Annotated in this window: 14 protein-coding genes; 12 read left to right on the top strand and 2 right to left on the bottom strand. The window is 56.1% G+C overall.

Going from position 1 to position 17,762, the window contains the following annotated elements:
* Positions 1-77 precede the first annotated feature (77 nt).
* From NSQ46_RS26100 to NSQ46_RS26085, 4 genes are all read left to right on the top strand, one after another.
* Positions 78-1,799 (top strand): sensor histidine kinase, encoded by a 1,722-nt coding sequence (locus NSQ46_RS26100; protein WP_007132752.1) that lies wholly within the window; start codon positions 78-80, stop codon positions 1,797-1,799.
* 14 nt (positions 1,800-1,813) lie between these two features.
* Positions 1,814-3,157 (top strand): extracellular solute-binding protein, encoded by a 1,344-nt coding sequence (locus NSQ46_RS26095; protein WP_028406391.1) that lies wholly within the window; start codon positions 1,814-1,816, stop codon positions 3,155-3,157.
* Between the two features lie 22 nt (positions 3,158-3,179).
* Positions 3,180-4,778: a response regulator gene (locus tag NSQ46_RS26090; protein ID WP_007132750.1), complete on the top strand. Its 1,599-nt coding sequence runs from the start codon at positions 3,180-3,182 to the stop codon at positions 4,776-4,778.
* Between the two features lie 469 nt (positions 4,779-5,247).
* Entirely contained in the window at positions 5,248-6,219 is a 972-nt protein-coding gene (locus tag NSQ46_RS26085; protein ID WP_007132749.1) for a ring-cleaving dioxygenase, read from the top strand.
* A 100-nt stretch (positions 6,220-6,319) separates the two neighbouring features.
* On the opposite strand, the gene NSQ46_RS26080 is transcribed toward NSQ46_RS26085, so the two are convergent.
* On the bottom strand, positions 6,320-7,270 hold the full coding sequence (locus NSQ46_RS26080) for a YafY family protein (RefSeq protein WP_028406390.1): 951 nt from the start codon (positions 7,268-7,270) through the stop codon (positions 6,320-6,322).
* Between the two features lie 134 nt (positions 7,271-7,404).
* Here NSQ46_RS26080 and NSQ46_RS26075 point away from each other — a divergent pair, with 134 nt between their 5' ends.
* Positions 7,405-8,298, top strand: coding sequence for an SDR family oxidoreductase (locus tag NSQ46_RS26075; protein WP_007132747.1), 894 nt, complete (start codon positions 7,405-7,407; stop codon positions 8,296-8,298).
* A 186-nt stretch (positions 8,299-8,484) separates the two neighbouring features.
* On the opposite strand, the gene NSQ46_RS26070 is transcribed toward NSQ46_RS26075, so the two are convergent.
* Positions 8,485-8,742: a GlsB/YeaQ/YmgE family stress response membrane protein gene (locus tag NSQ46_RS26070; protein WP_007132746.1), complete on the bottom strand. Its 258-nt coding sequence runs from the start codon at positions 8,740-8,742 to the stop codon at positions 8,485-8,487.
* Between the two features lie 210 nt (positions 8,743-8,952).
* Here NSQ46_RS26070 and NSQ46_RS26065 point away from each other — a divergent pair, with 210 nt between their 5' ends.
* From NSQ46_RS26065 to NSQ46_RS26035, 7 genes are all read left to right on the top strand, one after another.
* Entirely contained in the window at positions 8,953-9,690 is a 738-nt protein-coding gene (locus tag NSQ46_RS26065) for an acyl-ACP thioesterase domain-containing protein (RefSeq protein ID WP_028406389.1), read from the top strand.
* A gap of 74 nt (positions 9,691-9,764) precedes the next feature.
* Positions 9,765-10,463, top strand: a complete 699-nt coding sequence (locus NSQ46_RS26060) for a response regulator transcription factor (protein WP_251537871.1) — start codon at positions 9,765-9,767, stop codon at positions 10,461-10,463.
* A complete protein-coding gene (locus NSQ46_RS26055; RefSeq protein ID WP_028406387.1) occupies positions 10,460-11,446 on the top strand; it encodes a sensor histidine kinase in 987 nt (328 codons plus the stop codon). Before NSQ46_RS26060 ends, NSQ46_RS26055 begins: the two co-directional genes overlap by 4 nt.
* Before the next feature lie 270 nt (positions 11,447-11,716).
* Positions 11,717-12,487, top strand: coding sequence for an ABC transporter ATP-binding protein (locus tag NSQ46_RS26050; protein ID WP_007132742.1), 771 nt, complete (start codon positions 11,717-11,719; stop codon positions 12,485-12,487).
* On the top strand, positions 12,462-14,393 hold the full coding sequence (locus NSQ46_RS26045; RefSeq protein WP_342575289.1) for an ABC transporter permease: 1,932 nt from the start codon (positions 12,462-12,464) through the stop codon (positions 14,391-14,393). Before NSQ46_RS26050 ends, NSQ46_RS26045 begins: the two co-directional genes overlap by 26 nt.
* An 85-nt stretch (positions 14,394-14,478) precedes the next feature.
* The gene (locus tag NSQ46_RS26040; protein ID WP_007132740.1) at positions 14,479-15,303 is read left to right on the top strand and encodes an MBL fold metallo-hydrolase; all 825 of its coding nucleotides are present in this window, start codon (positions 14,479-14,481) and stop codon (positions 15,301-15,303) included.
* A gap of 269 nt (positions 15,304-15,572) precedes the next feature.
* Entirely contained in the window at positions 15,573-17,711 is a 2,139-nt protein-coding gene (locus NSQ46_RS26035; RefSeq protein ID WP_007132739.1) for a DNA topoisomerase III, read from the top strand.
* Positions 17,712-17,762 lie beyond the last annotated feature (51 nt).

Here is a 17,762-nt window from a genome sequence, read left to right as displayed (position 1 = left end):
CGACAAGAGGGCATTCGACAAGGAATGCCGCCCGGCGCGAAGAATAATAGAGATAGAGATTGGGGGGAGAACCGGCCATGAAGCTCCGCCGAAAAATATTGCTGGCTATTATTCTGCTTGTCTTCATCCCCGTCATTGCGCTGGGCGGCGTATCCTATTACAGCTTCTCCGCAGCCATGGAGAAGAAGTCGAACGATTTCTATTCGATATCGCTCTTGGAAACGGACAGCAAGCTGAAATTCGCATTAAGCGAGATTACGACGATTTCCAATTCGGCGATAACCCAGCAGACCGTTCAGCAGATGCTGAAGCAGCCGGATTATCCGATCACATACGAGCGGCGGCAGGAGATCAATAACCTCGTCAATCATCCGATGATTGCGTCGTTTGCGCTGTATTCGAACGAACAGCTTGTCTATCATACAAGCGGAGGCATGCCGCTTGCCGAGCTGAGAGGGCAGGATTGGTATAAGGCGGTCGGGGAGGCGGAAGGGCGCCCGCTGTGGGTCGGGCCCGGCGAGAACGGCTCGGCCGAATCGGGTGCCCCGGTCTTGATCCAGGCCAGGATGATCAAAGACTATTACTCGCTGGAGGATATCGGAACCTTCGTGATTTACGTGAAGCCGGATCTGTTGGATCAGGTGTTCTGGGAAGCGGCAACGCTAAAGCAGGGGGACATCCTGCTGGTTAACAAGCAGGGCCGGATCGTCTTCAACAAGTCCGGGGAGCATATCGGGGAACGGGCGGAGTTTCCTTTTCTGGCCGAAGAGGGCGTGAACGGCAAAGGGCATTACGTCGACCGCTACTTAGGCGAGAAGTCGCTGATCACGTATATGCCTTCCCATAATAAGGACTGGTTTCTGGTCGCGATTACGCCGAGCAAGCTGATCGCCGCCGAATCGGTGTCCATCCGCAACCTTGCGCTGATCCTGGGGCTGATTTCATTGGTATCGGCTTTTTTATTCGACCGTTTTTTTGTCCGGCGCATGGTCCGAAGCATCATCAGCGCGGTGAACGGCATGAAGCGGGTGAAGCAGGGGATTTTCGTCCCGATTCCGCCGCATCACGGGGCGCAAGACGAGACGGGGCTCTTGATCGACGGCTTCAACCGGATGAGCACGCAGATTCAGGAGCTGCTGGCTCAAGTGGAGACCGAGCAGGCACGTAAGAAGGAAGCGGAGCTGCAGGCGCTGGTGGCGCAGATCAATCCGCATTTTATATACAATTCGCTGGAGTCGATTAACTCGATGGCTGTTCTGCAAGGAAACAAAGATATCAGCAAAATGGTGATCTCGCTCGGCAAGCTGCTGCGCATCAGCATCAGCGAGCACCATGAGCTCATTCCGCTCAGCATGGAGCTGGAGCATGTCCGACATTATATGCGGATCCAGAAGTTCCGGTTTGAGGAGAAATTCGATTACGAGATCGAGCTTTCGGATTCGCTCAGGCACTTTGTCACCCAGAAGCTGATCGTGCAGCCGATTGTCGAGAACGCGCTGTATCACGGCATTGAGCCGATGGAGGAAAGCGGCTATATCAGCATCAAGGTATCCGAGCAGCGGGACGATATCGTCATTGACGTCACGGATAACGGACCGGGCTTCGACCCGGAAACGCTGATCGAGCTGTGGAACAAAGACCAGGGGCAGCTGAAAAAATACCGCGAGAACGGCGTCGGGCTCAAGAATGTCCACGAACGGCTCCGCATTCGGTTCGGAAGCCGATACGGCCTCATGATCTGCTCTTCGGCCGGCTACGGATCGATGATTCGTATTCGGATTCCGAAAATACTCACATGAAGGGGGAGCTCCACTTGAGATGGTTTTGGAATTGGGGCTGGATTGTTGTGTACGCCTCTCTTTTGGCGCTCTCCGTCGTGTGGATTACGCTGCGGCAGCATGAGCCGGCACAGGAAGCCGCACCCGAGAAAATAACGCTGACGTTCCGCCACTTCTGGAACAAGGAGCATGACAAGCCGGTGCTGGATATTTTCGAATCCATCGTGCGCACGTATGAGAAAGCGCATCCAAACGTGAAAATAAACTTCGAGAGCATCGATCAGACGATCCACCGCGAGCAGAAGCTGAAGAGCGAGATGGTGACGGGAACGCCGCCGGATATGTTCGTGCTGTTCGGAGGTGCGGAGATCATCCCTTACGCGAGATCGAACCGGCTGATGGATTTGACGGACTTTTTAAAGGAGAACGGCCTCGCGGATCAATTTAAGGATCTTCATCACTGGACGCTGGAAGGCAGGGTGTACGGTCTGCCGTTTGAAGGCCATGCGGAGCCGATTTATTACAACAGGACGTTGTTTCGGAAGCTGGGGCTTGAGCCTCCGGAGACGATGAGCGACTTGAGCGAGGCGATCCGGGTGCTGAGGGAGAACGGGCTGATTCCGTTTGCGCTAGGGAACGAGGACCGCTGGCCGGCCGGGATATTCGCGCAATATTTCATGGATCGCCATGCGGGTCCCGGGCTGATCGGCAGGCTGGTCGAGGGACAGGATGGGGTGAGCTTTCATAACGAGCCCTATCTTCAGGCGTTCCATGACCTTGAATCGTGGATCGGGCAAGGCGCTTTCAGCGAGGGAGCCAATGATCTTTCCACGGAAGAGGCGATCGCTTTGTTTACCGAAGGTAAGGCGGCGATGTATTTGAACGGCAGCTGGGACATCACGCTGTTTCAGAATGAGGACCGCCCTGAATTTCAGCAGGAGGTCGGCGTCATTCCGTTTCCGTCGCTCCGCCCAGGCGAAGCCCGCTCCTTGGCCGGCGGATATACGATCGGAATCGGTCTGTCCTCTAATATGGATGAGCTGAAGAAGCAGGCAGCGCTGGAGCTGCTGCAGATGTTCTATACGCCGGAGGTCCAGACCCGCCTAGTGTATGAGGGACTGCGCGTCCCTTCGATGAAAATTACGTTTGACGCCAACGAGACGGGGCCGGTCTTCGCCCAGGTGATCGAGCTGATGGAGCAGTCGCCCAGCACCTTCATACCTTATGACAACCAGCTGTCGCCGGAGGTTACGCGGACCTTTCTTAAAGTGGTCGAGGAGATGATCGGCGGACGGATGGATGCTGCGGCGGCGCTGGAGGAAATTCAGGCGTCCTCGGTGCGGTATTGGCAGCTGCGAAGAAATGCGGTAATCGAATAATAGGGGGCAAGGGGGGACGGCTATGGGAGGGTCGGACGGAAAATTCAGAGTGATGCTGGTCGACGATGAACCGATGATACTGCGCAGCCTGAAGGCGGCGATTCCTTGGGATGAGCTCGACCTCGAGGTCGTTGGGGAAGCGAAGAGCGGTGACAGTGCGCTGAAGCTCGCGCGAGAGCTTTCGCCGCATTTGGTCATTAGCGATATCCGCATGCCGGGCATGGACGGGATTACGCTGATGAAAGAGCTGAAGGCCGACCAATCCAGGCGCCTCATTATCTTCATCAGCGGTTACGGCGAGTTCGAATACGCAAGGGAAGCACTCCGTGAGGGCGCCTTCGATTACTTGCTGAAGCCGATCGATCATGAGGAGCTGACCGAGACGATTGCCAGGGCCGCCAAGACGCTGGAGCGGCAAATGGCCGACGACCGGATGCTGCATTCGGTTAAGGTTCTGTCCTTGCTTGCCCGCGAGCGGATGCTGACGGAATTCATCGAGGGCAGCCGAAGCCCGCTCCAGCATATGCAGTGGCTCGAAGACAGCGAGCTCGAGGACGGCTATACAATGGCCGTGATTCAGCTGGATCACTATCCGCGGCTGAACCAGCAGTGGTCGATGGACGAGAAGCGGCTGTGGCTGTTTGCGGTGCGCAATGTGCTGGAGGAATGGTCGGTGATGAATGGAGGCCTAACGGTATTTCCGTTCCGCAGCGGGGAGTGGGTGCTGCTGCTCCCAAGCTTGACCCGCGACCGGCAGGAGACAATCGGGCGGGATCTGGTCGGGCTGATCAAGCGATATACGAAGCTGTCCTGCTCCGTCGGCTTCAGCGGCGGCATGGCCGGTATCGACCGGCTCGGCGTGGCGTACGAAACGGCGGTGAGGGCTTTGTACCGGCGGTTTTATACGGGAGCGGAGGGCGTGTTCCCGGGAGGAGGGGAATCCGAAGCGGAGCAGTCAGGCGGATTGAAATATCCCAAGCAGCTGGAGTCGCTCATGGTGGAAAGCATCCGTACGCTCAACAAGGAGCGTCTGCTTGAGCTCTTGGACGAAACCAAGGCGTATATCGGCGAGCATGCCATCAGCCGCGAAATGGCGGAACGTTTGCTGTTTGAGCTGAGCGTCGTGCTGTATCGGCAATTCGAGCATATGAAGGTGACGTTCGAATGGTCTCTGGAGGAACTGCTGCAGCAGTTCCAATCATCCCAGACGCTGCAGGAGCTGATGGATGTCATGAAATCGCGTTTCGGCCAATGGATGACCGATAGCCGAACCGGCCACTCCCGGGACAACGTCCAGGCTGTCATCGGCAAAGCCAAGGCGTACATTGCCGAGCATTACCAGAAGGATCTCAGCATCGAGGAAGTATCCGAGCTGTCCGATTTGAGCATTGGCCATTTTTGCACGCTGTTCAAGCAGACGACGGGGTATACCTTCCTGGAGTATTTGACGGAGTGCCGGATCGAGAAGGCCAAGAGCATCCTGCGTAATACCAATGTTAAGGTGTATCAGGTTGCGCCGCTTGTCGGCTATCAGGATCCGAGGTATTTTACGCAGGTGTTCAAGAAAATAACGGGCAAGACGCCTTCCGAATACCGTGAGGAGGCCACAACGGCTATGTAAGTCGGGGCTTCAGGCGGCTGTAACGAAGTATGGTGTAACGAAGTATGGTGTAACGAAGTATGGTGTAACGAAGTATGGTATGAAGAAGTGCGGTATGAAATAGAATGCGAGGGTGCATTAACAGGTGTGTTTTTCCTAACGATAAGGGAGGGGCACCTGTTTTGATGTTTATGTTGTTAATATGGATGCCTTTTACACCGAATATATCTTTATTTTATAAATCTTAAAATTAAGACTTGACGTTCATTCCTTTTGGGTCTAAACTGATTCCACAAGCACCTCAAAACTCAAATAAGAGCAAGGCGTTGTTTCGAAGGAGCCGGGCGTCAATTTTACAACGGCATCGTTACGAGTCAAGGAGTCGTTCCGTCCCGCGAACCGCAAGGCTGAACGAACAGGAGAACCGCTGAACCTGTCCCGAATTCACGGCAATCAAGATCAAGCCAGATCACCCAAGGAGGTAATCATCATGGAGTTTAAAGGCATTCACCACGTTTCCGCACTGACCGCGTCGGCTTCCAATAATTTTGACTTTTATACTGAAATTATGGGGATGAGACTCGTCAAGAAGACGGTCAATCAGGACGACGTGTCGGTATATCATTTATTTTACGGCGATGAGAAGGGGAATCCCGGAACAGAGCTTACCTTCTTCGAAATTCCGATGGCGGGACGGACGCGTGAGGGAAACAACAGCATTTCCGCCACTTCGCTGCGGGTGCCGAGCGATCAAGCGCTGACCTATTGGGCGGAGCGTCTGGATCAGCACGGCGTTGAGCGCGAGGACGTGAAGGAACGCGCCGGAAGGCTTACCTTGGCGTTCAGGGACTTTGAGGGACAGCGGATCATACTTGTGTCCGATGAGAACAATGAGGGCGTAGCCGGGGGCCGTCCGTGGGCAAAAGGGCCGGTGCCGCCGGAATACGCGATTATCGGCCTGGGTCCCGTTCAGCTGACCGTACCGAACGCGCAGCCAACGGTGCAGGTGCTCACGGAGCTGATGGGCTTCCGGCGCAAAGGCCAGTACGCCTCCCCGGCCCAGGGTCAGCCGGACATTGTCGTATTCGAGACCGGAGAAGGGGGGACCGGTGCCGAGGTTCATGTGGAAGAGCGGACTGACCTCCCTCGGGAGCGCCTCGGACGCGGGGGCGTTCACCACGTAGCCTTCCGGGTAGAGGACGAGGAGGAGCTGAAGGCATGGATTCAGCAGATCGGCGCCGTCGGCTTCCCGAATTCGGGATATGTCGACCGATACTACTTCCGTTCCCTGTATTTCAGGGAGCCGAACGGCATCTTGTTCGAAGTGGCTACCGACGGCCCGGGATTCGATACCGATGAGCATGTCGACCACCTGGGAGAAACCCTCGCCCTGCCGCCGTTCCTCGAAGGGAAGCGTGAAGCGATCGAAGCGAATTTAAAGCCGTTAAACACCAAACGATAAATTCATGCCCTATCATATTCACCCCATAAAATGATCCTCTTAAAACGCCGGCCGCTCTCTGTTCATCGAGAGTCGGCCGGCTTTCGTCTTGCCCATGCCTTTACTCGTACAGCCGGCATATCGCTTTCGCGGCCGAGCTTACATGATCGCGGAGCTCCTGAGGGGCGAGCACTTTAATCTCCGCGCCGCAGCTTAACAGGAAGGCCGAAGCGGATTCCAGCGTTTCAAGCTCCAGATCGGCTTCGATCCAGCCTTCCTGTGCGAGGGGCTCTTGATGGAGGATTTTGACATACCGCTCTCTTTCAAAGCGCTTGATCAGGGACTTCGTCATCTCGACCCGTGCGGTGTAGCTGGGCAAGTTCCGCTTAAAGCTCGCGACCGACTCTTCCCAATAACGACCGAGATCGAAGCCCTCCGGCCGGATGAACGTATCCTCAAGCACCAAGGCATCGGCTATTCTTGAGACGCGGTATGTCCGGAGTCCCTCCTGCGTATCGGCAGCAAGATACCAGGTATTTCGTTTGGCGACAAGGCCGAGCGGATGTACGATGCGCTCCACCCGTTCGTCTCCCTTCATATAATGGATCCGCAGCTTGCGGTTCTCCCACAGCGCCTCCTGAATGACCGTTAAGTATGGATGCGATTGATTGAAGGAGTGCCAGCCAGCGCCATCGATATGGATTTTCTCCCGGATCATCTCGGCGTCCTGCCGAATGGACCGTGGAGAAGACGCCAGCAGCTTCTGATAGGCGGCATCAAATTGCTTGCCGATCTCCAGGTCGCCGATCAGCGGGCTGTGGCTTGATATGAGAAGCGAAATCAGCTCCTCCCGCGTCATCCCCGTCAGATTCGTCCGATAGCTTTCCTCGAGCATCCATCCCCCTGCCTGGCCCCGCTCGGCATATACCGGAATGCCGGCTGCGCTGAGGCTCTCCATATCGCGGATGATGGTCCGCTCCGATACCTCCAGCTGCTCGGCCAGATAACGCGTATTCTTTTTCCCCCCGTTCTGTAGCATCAGCATGATCGACAGCAGACGGTCAGCTCGCATGAAGGCGTCACCTCGATTTCGATAATTTCATTCATTGTAGCATGGATATAAGACAATGGATGTCATATATGAAGGATAAAATAATGGCCGTAAGCATGCGAATTTCGAAATCAAACATGCGGGAGGTATTATCCATGGAAACCTTGGAAACGAAGCCATTGAAGGGGAAGGTTGCGGTCGTAGCAGGCTCAACCCGGGGAGCGGGCCGGGCGATTGCGGTTATGCTCGGAGCAGCGGGAGCGACCGTTTATTGCACCGGCCGCAGCGTCCGAGGACAGAAATCGGACATAAATCGTCCCGAGACCATTGAGGATACGGCGGACATGGTGACGGAGCGCGGCGGTGTCGGCATTCCGGTAAAATGCGACCATACAGTCGAGGCGCAGGTAAAGGCTTTGTTTGAGCGCGTGAGCGAAGAACAAAACGGTCAATTGGACATTCTCGTGAACGATGTATGGGGCGGCGAGCATCTGACGCATTGGAACGTTCCCTTCTGGGAGCAGTTCCTGTCGGACGGCCTGCTTATGCAGGAGCGGGCCGTTACCTCCCATCTCATGACCAGTTATTACGGTGTGCCGCTTATGGTCCAGCAAGGGAGCGGACTTGTCATTGAAATCACGGACGGCTCCACTTATCGTTACCGGGGCAATCTATATTACAGCCTTGCGAAAATATCGGGCATCCACCTGGCGGAAGCAATGGCGGCCGAGCTTAGTCCCTATAACGTGACGGCGTTGTCGGTTACCCCGGGGTTCCTCCGATCCGAGCAAATGCTTGCGCATTTCGGGGTCGGCGAGGATAATTGGCAGGATGCCGTGGCGAAGGATCCGCATTTCATCGAGTCGGAGACGCCCTACTTGATCGGACAGGCGGTGGCGGCGCTTGCCGCAGATCCGAAGGTGTCGGAGAAGAGCGGGAGAGCGCTGACCAGCTGGGATTTATCGGATGAATACGGCTTCTCCGATATCGACGGCCGCAAGCCTCATTGGGGGAACTACGCTAAGAAGCACGGATTGCCCCTCCCCTAAAGGAGTGGACTTCAATCGCAGCAAAACAGGGTGCCAAGCAAGCTGAAGGCTTGCGGCACCCTGTTTCTGCATCTTTTAACGTATACCCAATATTGAAGGGCTGGAGCTATTCATTGGTCCCTTATGTTTGAACGCAAAGGAACGTTCTCCATGCCCGCGCCAATGGGGTTTAACCCGAGGCAAAGATTAGGAACGGTTACGTCTCATCGAGCCCATGATCAGGCTGACGATAAAGACGAGCACCACGGCACCAATCAATGCAGGCACGAGGTAGAAGCCGCCCATCTCAGGGCCCCACTCGCCCAGCAGCAGGCCGCCGAGCCATGCGCCGACAAAGCCGGCGATGATGTTACCGATAATACCGCCAGGGATGTCTCTTCCCATAATCAAGCCCGCGATCCATCCGATAATACCGCCTACGATTAATGACCACAGAAAACTCATGTTTATCACCTCGTATAAGTTATAGTTGTTTGTGCCTTACTATTAACCAAAGAAGTGACTTTTAAACCGGGTAACCCCAAAACTCGAATGTATTACTTTATTCCAGCAGCCTCAACCTTTGGGAGTACTGCTTTGAAAAACGGACGGGAATTGATATCCTTGAAATGTTGCAGCGGGCTTAGGCTAATAAAAGGAGATGGAGTTAAGGCTATGGTAGAGAAATGGACCGAGACGTATACGATTCAATCCGTGGATGCGGATTTCAGGGGAGACTGCCGCTGGTCGTCGCTGCTGAGCATTATGCAAAGAGCGGCGGACAAGCATATCGAGGCGCTGGGAATCGATCGCGAGGAGATGATTGAGCGGGGACTCGGCTGGATGCTCATTACGCTTGAAGCGGATATGACAAGCATTCCACGCGATATGGAAACCATACATGTGGAGACCTGGAGCCGCGGCTCCAAAGGGGTGCTCTGGCACCGGGATTACCGGATTATGAACGATCATGGGGAGCAGGTGGGCGGCGCCCGTTCGGTATGGACGCTGGTGGATATTCAGAAACGGAAAATTTTGCGTCCATCCATGTTTCCGTATGACGTTCCCATCGGGCAGGATTCCGTAGGGGAGCTGCCGAGCAAGGCGGTATTGCCGGAAGGCATCGAGCTCGGGGAAGCCTATACGACCGTGGTCCGATACAGCGGAATCGACGTGAATGGTCATTTGAATAACGCACGCTATGCCGACTTGTGCATGGACGTGCTGGATGAGCCGGAGCTGCAGGGCGATAAGGTCACCGGATTCAAAATTACCTACAACCACGAGGCAAGGCTGAAGGACACGATCATCGTCCGGCGCTCCGGCGAAACCGGAGGGCGGATTTTTGTGCAGGGCGTTTCCCCGGAGGGAACAAACTTTTTCGAAGCCGCGCTCGTTAAAAGGAAACAGTAAAAGACGAAACAGTAAAAGACGAGGTGAAGCGATAATTACGCTTCTGGCCTTGCATGCCATGAGGGGGAAGGATGATGTACAAAATCATGATCGTGGAGGATGATCCGAAGCTGGCGGGTTTGCTTGAATCGCAGATCGCAAGGTACGGAAATGAAGGCATCATCATCCGGGAGTTCGATCATGTGCTTGAGCGGTTCCGGGAAATCAAGCCGCATCTCGTATTGCTGGATGTCAATCTGCCCAGCTATGACGGGTATTTCTGGTGCCGCCAGATCCGGTCGATGTCCACGTGCCCGATTATATTTATTTCCGCAAGAAACGGAACCCCCGACCAGCTGCGGGCGCTGGAGAACGGAGCCGACGATTACATTACGAAGCCGTTCGCGTATGACATCGTCATTGCCAAGATCCACAGCCAGCTGCGGCGGGTATACGGCGACTATGCCCCCGGCTCCGGCGAACGAACGGTGGAGAAGGAAGGGCTGGTCCTTTACCCTGAACGGATGGAGCTCCAGCTGAACGGACAAACGTCGCCGCTTACGAAGAAGGAAACGATCCTGCTGGAGACGCTGCTGGCCCGGAGCCCGCGCCTTGTCACCCGCGAGACGATCCTGGAGAAGCTGTGGGACGATACATTCGTGGATGACAATACGCTCAGCGTAAACATTAACCGGGTACGAAAACGGTTGATGGAGCTGGGCATCGAAGGCGCGTTAGAAACGGTACGGGGCTCCGGGTACAGGCTGCATCCCGTCTGGCAGAGGCCGCAATGAAGAGGCTGTTCTGGCGCGAGCATCTGCCGCTGATCCTGTTTACGGCCGCGGAGCTGTTGGTGGTGCTCCTCGTATTCTGGTACGACGGCTATGATCATCCCGTGACGGCCTCGTACGCGGTGCTGCTGGGGCTTTCCGTGATGGGGGGATATTTGGCATTCCGGTTTTACACCCACCGGGACTTCTATGAGCGTTTATCGCAGCCCCTAATCTCGCTGGAGGAATCCATCAAGCACAACGAATCGGCCCCGCTGCCGACCGCTCTCAGCGAGCTCATGGAGGAGCAATACCGCCAATACCGGAACCAGATGGAGGAATGGGAGCGCCGGCGGCGGGAGCATCTCATATTTATGAACCAATGGGTGCATCAGATGAAAACGCCGCTCTCCGTCATCGAGATGATTACCCAGGAGGACGACAACGACGGCTACAGGAGCATCTCCGAGGAGTCCGACCGCATTCGGCGCGGCCTGGATATGGTGCTGTACATGTCGCGGCTGGAAACCTTCGAACAGGATTTCAGCGTGGAGCCGGTCAAGCTTCACCAGGCTGCGGTGGACGCAGTGCATGAGAACAAGCGCTATTTCATTCACAGCCATGTCTACCCGGAGGTGATCATCGATCCCGCTCTCACTGTTCAGACGGATGCAAAATGGCTCCGCTTCATTCTCATGCAGCTGCTGTCCAATGCCATCAAGTATTCGTCCGGTTCCGGGCTAAAGGTTACGGTCCAGGCGTTCTACTCCAAGGATCGGCGCCAAGTGGTGTTGGAGGTGACGGACCGGGGGATGGGCATTCCGAAATCCGATATCAAGCGGGTATTCGATCCGTTCTATACGGGGGAGAACGGCAGGAAGCTGAAGGAGTCGACCGGGATGGGCCTTTACCTGGTCAGCGAGGTCGTTCGGAAAATGAACCATCGAATCGAGCTGGAATCCGAGCCCGGGCAGGGGACGACCATAAGGCTCCTGTTTCTGCAGTGATTCGGATTATAAGGCGGAAGAAGGATCCAGCCGCGAACCTTATCCCGATGATCATGATGATCCCCCTGCGGACATCTTGAACCCGGCGATAAGGTTTTTTTGTGTCCGCAAGGCGTTCTTGAACGTTGTGCCGGGATGATGCACGGGCACTAAAAACGAATCTTACATCGATGTAAGATTCGTGAAAGACGGATCGATAGGAGCTTAGAGGGGCATGCGCTACACTAGCCTTACGAGCGAAAGCCAATTTTTGAAAGCGAGGTTTATTTCATGGAAATTCTATCCGTGCGCAATCTGGGCAAAGTCTATAAGGCGGCCGTGTCCCACGAAGCGCTGTCGAATATTAATTTAAGCATCGAGGAAGGGGAGTTCGTCGGCATTATGGGGCCGTCTGGCAGCGGGAAAACAACCCTGCTCAACATGATCTCGACGATCGACCGGCCTACCTCCGGAGAGATCCGGATCGGCGGAGAAGATCCGTTCCGGCTGTCGCAGGATCAGCTGGCGATGTTCCGCCGCCGCGAGCTCGGTTTCGTCTTTCAGTCCTTCAATCTGCTCAATACGCTCACGGTGAAGGAGAACATTGTGCTCCCGCTTGCACTTGACGGTATCGAACTTGAGGAAATGAACCGCCGTGTCGAAGTGCTGGCCGATAAGCTCGGCATTACCTCCATCCTGAACAAACGGACCTACGAGATTTCGGGCGGGCAGGCGCAGCGGACGGCCGTCGCCCGCGCGATGATCCACGTGCCGAAGCTGGTGCTCGCGGATGAGCCGACCGGCAACCTGGATTCCAAGTCGGCGCGGGACGTGATGGAGATCATGGACCGCCGAAACAAAGAGGACAAGGTCACGATGCTCCTGGTCACGCATGACCCGGTAGCGGCGAGCTATTGCAATCGGGTCATTTTTATCAAGGACGGCCAGCTGTATAACGAGATAACGAGCGGGGACAATCAGTCCGCCTTTTATCAGAAAATTATTAATGTGCTGTCACTGCTGGGAGGTTCGGGACATGAATTTTCGCCAGTTCGCCATTAATAACGTTCTGCGGAGCAAGCGGACCTATATTGCGCATTTTCTGAGCAGCGCCTTCTCCGTGATGATTTTCTTCACCTACGGCCTGCTAGCGTTTCACCCCGAGCTCAAGGACGGGATCGTTTCCTCCAGCGGCACGATGAGCGAGCTCGGAACGATAGGCATGACGGTGTCGCAATATATCGTATTCATCTTTTCATTCTTCTTCCTGCTGTACTCCGTCGGGGCCTTCATTAAGCTCCGCAAGCGGGAGTTCGGGATTCTGCTGATCCTCGGCATGTCCCGGAAGCAGCTGAACCGGATGCTGTTCATCGAGAACCTCCTGATCGGGGCGGCGGCAATCGTGGCAGGTATTGGAACCGGCGTGCTGTTCTCCAAGCTCATTCTGTTGATCAGCGCCAAGGTGCTGGCGGTGGATAACGGGCTGCCGTTTTATTTTCCGCTAAAGGCGCTCCTGCTGACGGCGGTGGCTTATGCGGTGCTGTTCCTCCTGATCGCCTTGTTCTCCTCGGTCATGCTTCGAAAGGGAACGCTGCTTGCGCTGGTTAAGGCGGAGGAGAGTCCCAAGCCGCAGCCGAAGGCTTCGCCTTGGCTGGCTGTCCTGGCGGTGCTGCTGATCGCTGCAGGATACGGCGTGGTTATGGCGTTTGCCGTACTGCAAATCTTCAACTTCCTGCTCCTGTTCGGTGGGGTAGCGCTGGTCATTCTGGGAACGTATTTCCTCTTCACCCAGTTCAGCGTTTATTTTATGCGGTATCTGCAGAAGAAGGAGAGATTTTTCTTCCGCAAAACCAATCTGCTGACCATTTCCGAGCTGATGTACCGGATCAAGGATAACGCCGTCATGTTCTTCCTCGTGTCGATCATCTCGGCTTCAGCCTTTACGGGAATCGGAACAACGCTGGCGATCGGGGATCCGGGGCTGTCGGCCATGGAAAATCCATATGCTTATACGTATCCCTATTTCGAGGAGGAAGCGAAGCTCGGGAATCAGCATTTGTCGATCATCAGGGAGGAGCTGGAGAAGGGCGGATTCGACTATAACGAAACGTCGGTGCAGCCGATTTTCTCGGCGAACGGCATGAAGCTGGTCAAGCTTAGCGAGTATAATGAGCTGATCCGATCCCTCGGGTACCCGGCGGAGACTTTAGGCGAGCATGAGGCGATTCTGACGCCCAGCACCGTTACGGAAAAAAACAGCTACAGAATCCATGGGCCAGCGTATGAGGAGATCGAGCTTGAGACCGGCAAAGAGGCGGTCACGCTTCAGATAGCCAAAGCGGAAACGTTTATCGCCGTGCCTCAGGGCTATGGCGAGCAGTTTGTCGTATCGGACAGCCTGTACGAGAAGGTGAAAAAAACACAGGAGGAGCAGGGGGAGTACGGCTTCGTCATCTTCCATGCGTTTTACGTTAAAAACTGGAAGGATACCGGGGATGCGACAAGAGCGATGGTGGAGCGGTTCAACGAAAGCGGCGATTACAGCTATTACCTGAACTCCTTGTACATTGATTGGAAAAGCGCCCAGCAGAAAAACGGCATTTTGCTGATGGTCAGCGGCCTGGTCGGCATCGTCTTCTTCACCTTTGCGGCAAGCTTTGTTTATTTCCGTCTGTATGCCGATCTGGCACGGGATGAGCAGCAGTACCAAATGATCGCGAAGGTGGGATTGAGCCGTAAGGAGCTTGGAACCATCGTGACCAGGCAGTTACTGATCATGTTTTTCCTGCCGATGCTTATCGCGCTTATACACAGCGGGGTTGCGTTCGTCGCGCTTCAGCAGCTCGTCGATTTCTCGATTGTGGGCCACAGCCTCAAGATTTTCTTGTTCTTCCTGACCGTCCAGATCGTGTATTTCTTTATAACGCGCTGGCGTTATCTGGAACGATTGAACAAAATCATTCAATAACCGCTCCCTTCTCACGTTGAAATGCGCGAAAACGGGTATGTTATAACCAAGAGCGCATTAACGGAAAAAAGGAGGCGTTAGAAGCATGAACGAACACAGCATGCTGAATACAGGAGCGGTGGATACCGAAGAGGTGCTTCCCGATCTTATCAATCTTCGCACGATGATCGTCAATCTTCAGATGGTCGGTTCGCCCGGCTCGGGCGACTGGGTGCTGGTGGATACCGGCATCGGTAATTTTGAAGGCTCGATTGCCGAGGCGGCGGAGAAGCGGTTTGGGCGGCCGCCTGTAAGTATCGTGCTAACGCATGGCCATTTCGATCATGTCGGCAATGTGAAGGAGCTGGCGGACCGCTGGGATGTGCCCGTTTATGCCCATGAAATAGAGCTGCCGTATTTGACGGGGCGCGAAGACTATCCTCCCGGCGATCCGAGCGTGGGCGGCGGCTTGATGGCACGGTTAGCGCCGATGTATCCGAACCGGGCGATCGATCTCGGCTCGCGGATCCACCCGCTGCCGATGGACGGCACGGTGCCAGGCTTGCCGGAATGGCGCTGGATTCCGACGCCGGGGCACAGCCCGGGGCATATCTCGCTGTTCCGCGAACGGGACCGCACGCTGATCGCGGGGGACGCGATCATTACGGTCCAGCAGGAATCGGCGCTGGCGGTGATCAGCCAGGAGAAGGAGCTTCACGGACCGCCGATGTATTTTACCCCGGACTGGGATGCGGCAAGGGAATCGGTGCGCCGGCTGGAAGCGCTGAATCCTGCGCTTGCGGTGACGGGGCATGGGGTGCCGATGTCGGGCGAAGAGCTGGCGGTGTCGCTGAAGCGCCTGGCCCGGGATTTTGACGAGCTGGCCGTGCCGGAGCAAGGGCGTTACGTGGAAGAGAATCAGAAGCAATAGAGGAACCGACAGGACGAAAAATCGTCCTAACCTTAATTCTTCATGATGTTAATGGTTTACGGGCTGGTGCAATATTGGCCAGGCTTGGATTGTTATCAGAGTTTGTCCTTGCGATTGCAGGACATGAGGAGTATGGGGTTAGCGAAGTATCGGATAAGTGGCATGAGGCCGTTTTGCTGCCGCCTTAAGGTGGAGCCAAAGCGCGTCTCTTTTTTTGTGGAAAATACGGGGAGGAGGTTATAATAGGGATACAGAGGAAGGGGAGAGCTATGAAAGTATTGGTATTGGCGGAGAAGCCGTCCGTGGCCAAGGAAATTGCCCGGGTGATGGGCAGCCGCGAGAAGCATAAGAGCTATTTCGAAGGACCGAAATACGTCGTAACCTGGGCGCTCGGGCATTTGATCGGCCTGGCGGAGCCGGAGGACTATGATAAGAAATATCAGACCTGGGCGCTGGAGGATTTGCCGATTCTGCCGGATTCCATGCGGCTTAAAGTGCTCAGAGAGACCAGCCATCAATACAAGAACGTGCAGCATCTGATGAAACGCCAGGATATCGGCGAGCTGATCATTGCGACGGATGCCGCCCGCGAGGGCGAGCTGCTGGCGCGCTGGATTCTGAAAATGGCGAAGTGGAACAAGCCCTTCAAGCGGCTGTGGATATCATCCCAGACGGATAAGGCGATCAAGGAAGGCTTTGCTTCCCTGAAGCCGGGCCAGCAGTTCGACCGCCTGTACGAGTCGGCGCGGTGCCGGGCGGAGGCGGATTGGATGGTCGGGCTGAACGTGACGCGGGCGCTGACCACGAAATTTAATGCCCAGCTCTCGGCGGGCCGGGTTCAGACGCCGACGCTTGGCATGATTATGGACCGGGAGAAGGAAATCATAAACTTCCGCTCCCAGGAATATGAGACGCTGCAGGTCGATCTCGGCAGCTTCGAGGCTTCCTGGCGGGCAGCCGGGGGAGACGGCCGTCTGTTCGAGAAGGAGCGCGCAGCGAAGCTCAAGCAGAAGCTGGAGGGCGCCTCGGGGAAGATTGTCAGCGTGAAAAAGAGCGAGAAGAACGAGCCGCATCCGTTAGCGTACGATTTGACCGAGCTGCAGCGGGATGCGAACCGCCGGTTCGGCTTCTCGGCCAAGCAGACGTCGAACGTCCTGCAGCGGCTGTACGAGCAGCATAAGCTCGTGACCTATCCGCGTACGGACAGCCGTTATTTGACCTCCGACATGGTCGGAACGCTGAAGGAGCGGCTGTCGAGCATCGCGGTGGGGCCCTATGCGGCGCTGGCCCGTCCGCTGCTCCGCAAGAGCCTGTCGCCGGGCAAGCGGGTCGTAGACGACAGCAAGGTAACGGATCACCATGCGATTATCCCGACGGAGCAGACGGTGCTGCTGAACCAGCTCACGGCGGATGAGCGTAAGCTGTACGACCTTATCGTCCGCCGCTTCATCAGCCTGTTCTATCCGCCGGCACGGTACGATCAAGTCGCCGTCACCGTTCAGATCGAAGGCGAGACGTTTCATGCGAAAGGGACGACGGTCAAAGACAGCGGGTGGCGCGAGGTGTACGGCGGCGATTATGACGATGACGCTGATGGCGAGGATGACGACGCACAAGGTTCGGCTCCGGGAGGCAAGCTGCTGCCCGAGCTGAAGGAAGGCCAGCCGGTGAAGGTTGCCCGCTGCATCCTGAAGCCGGGGCGCACCCAGCCGCCGAAGCGCTACACGGAGGCGGCGCTCCTGTCGCAGATGGAGAAGCACGGCCTCGGCACGCCGGCGACGCGGGCGGACATCATCGAGAAGCTGGTCAGCTCGGATACGATCGAGCGCCAGGGCTCGTCCCTGCATCCGACCGGGAAGGGCAAGCAGCTCATCGAGCTGGTGGCGCCGGAGCTGCGGACGCCGGAGCTGACCGCCCGCTGGGAAGCCGAGCTGGAGCGGATCGCGAAGGGGCAGGGCAAGCCCGAGCCGTTCCTGCGGGGCATCCGGGATATGACGAAGAAGCTGGTAACCGAGGTCAAGGGAAGCGATGTGGAATACAAGCCGCATAACGTCTCGAACAGCCACTGCCCGGACTGCGGCACGCGTCTGCTCGAGAAGAAGACGAAGCGCGGCAAGCTGCTCGTCTGCCCGAGCGAGGACTGCGGCTACAAGCGCTCCGGCGAGAAGCGGCTGTCGAACCGGCGCTGCCCGCAGTGCCATAAGAAGATGGAGCTGAAGGAAGGCAAGGCCGGCATGTATGTCCAGTGCCTTGGCTGCGGCATTACCGAAACGCTCAAAAAGGACGCGAAGCATGTGAACAAGCGCGAGGAACGGAAGCTGCTCCAGCAATACAGCAAGCCGGAGTCGATCGGCTCGAACCTCGGCGAACTGCTGAAGGCTGCGCTTGAGCAGAAGGGGAAGGAATAGGTACGGAGCGCAAGGCACGGCAAAACGTATTTCGTTAATCTTTGCTCCTGT

The sequence above is a fragment of the Paenibacillus sp. FSL M8-0142 genome, assembly GCF_038597315.1.
In the GTDB taxonomy this organism is placed as follows: domain Bacteria; phylum Bacillota; class Bacilli; order Paenibacillales; family Paenibacillaceae; genus Paenibacillus_AQ; species Paenibacillus_AQ lactis.
Note: the sequence above shows the minus strand (reverse complement) of the source record. Positions and strands in the feature narration are given on the sequence as shown.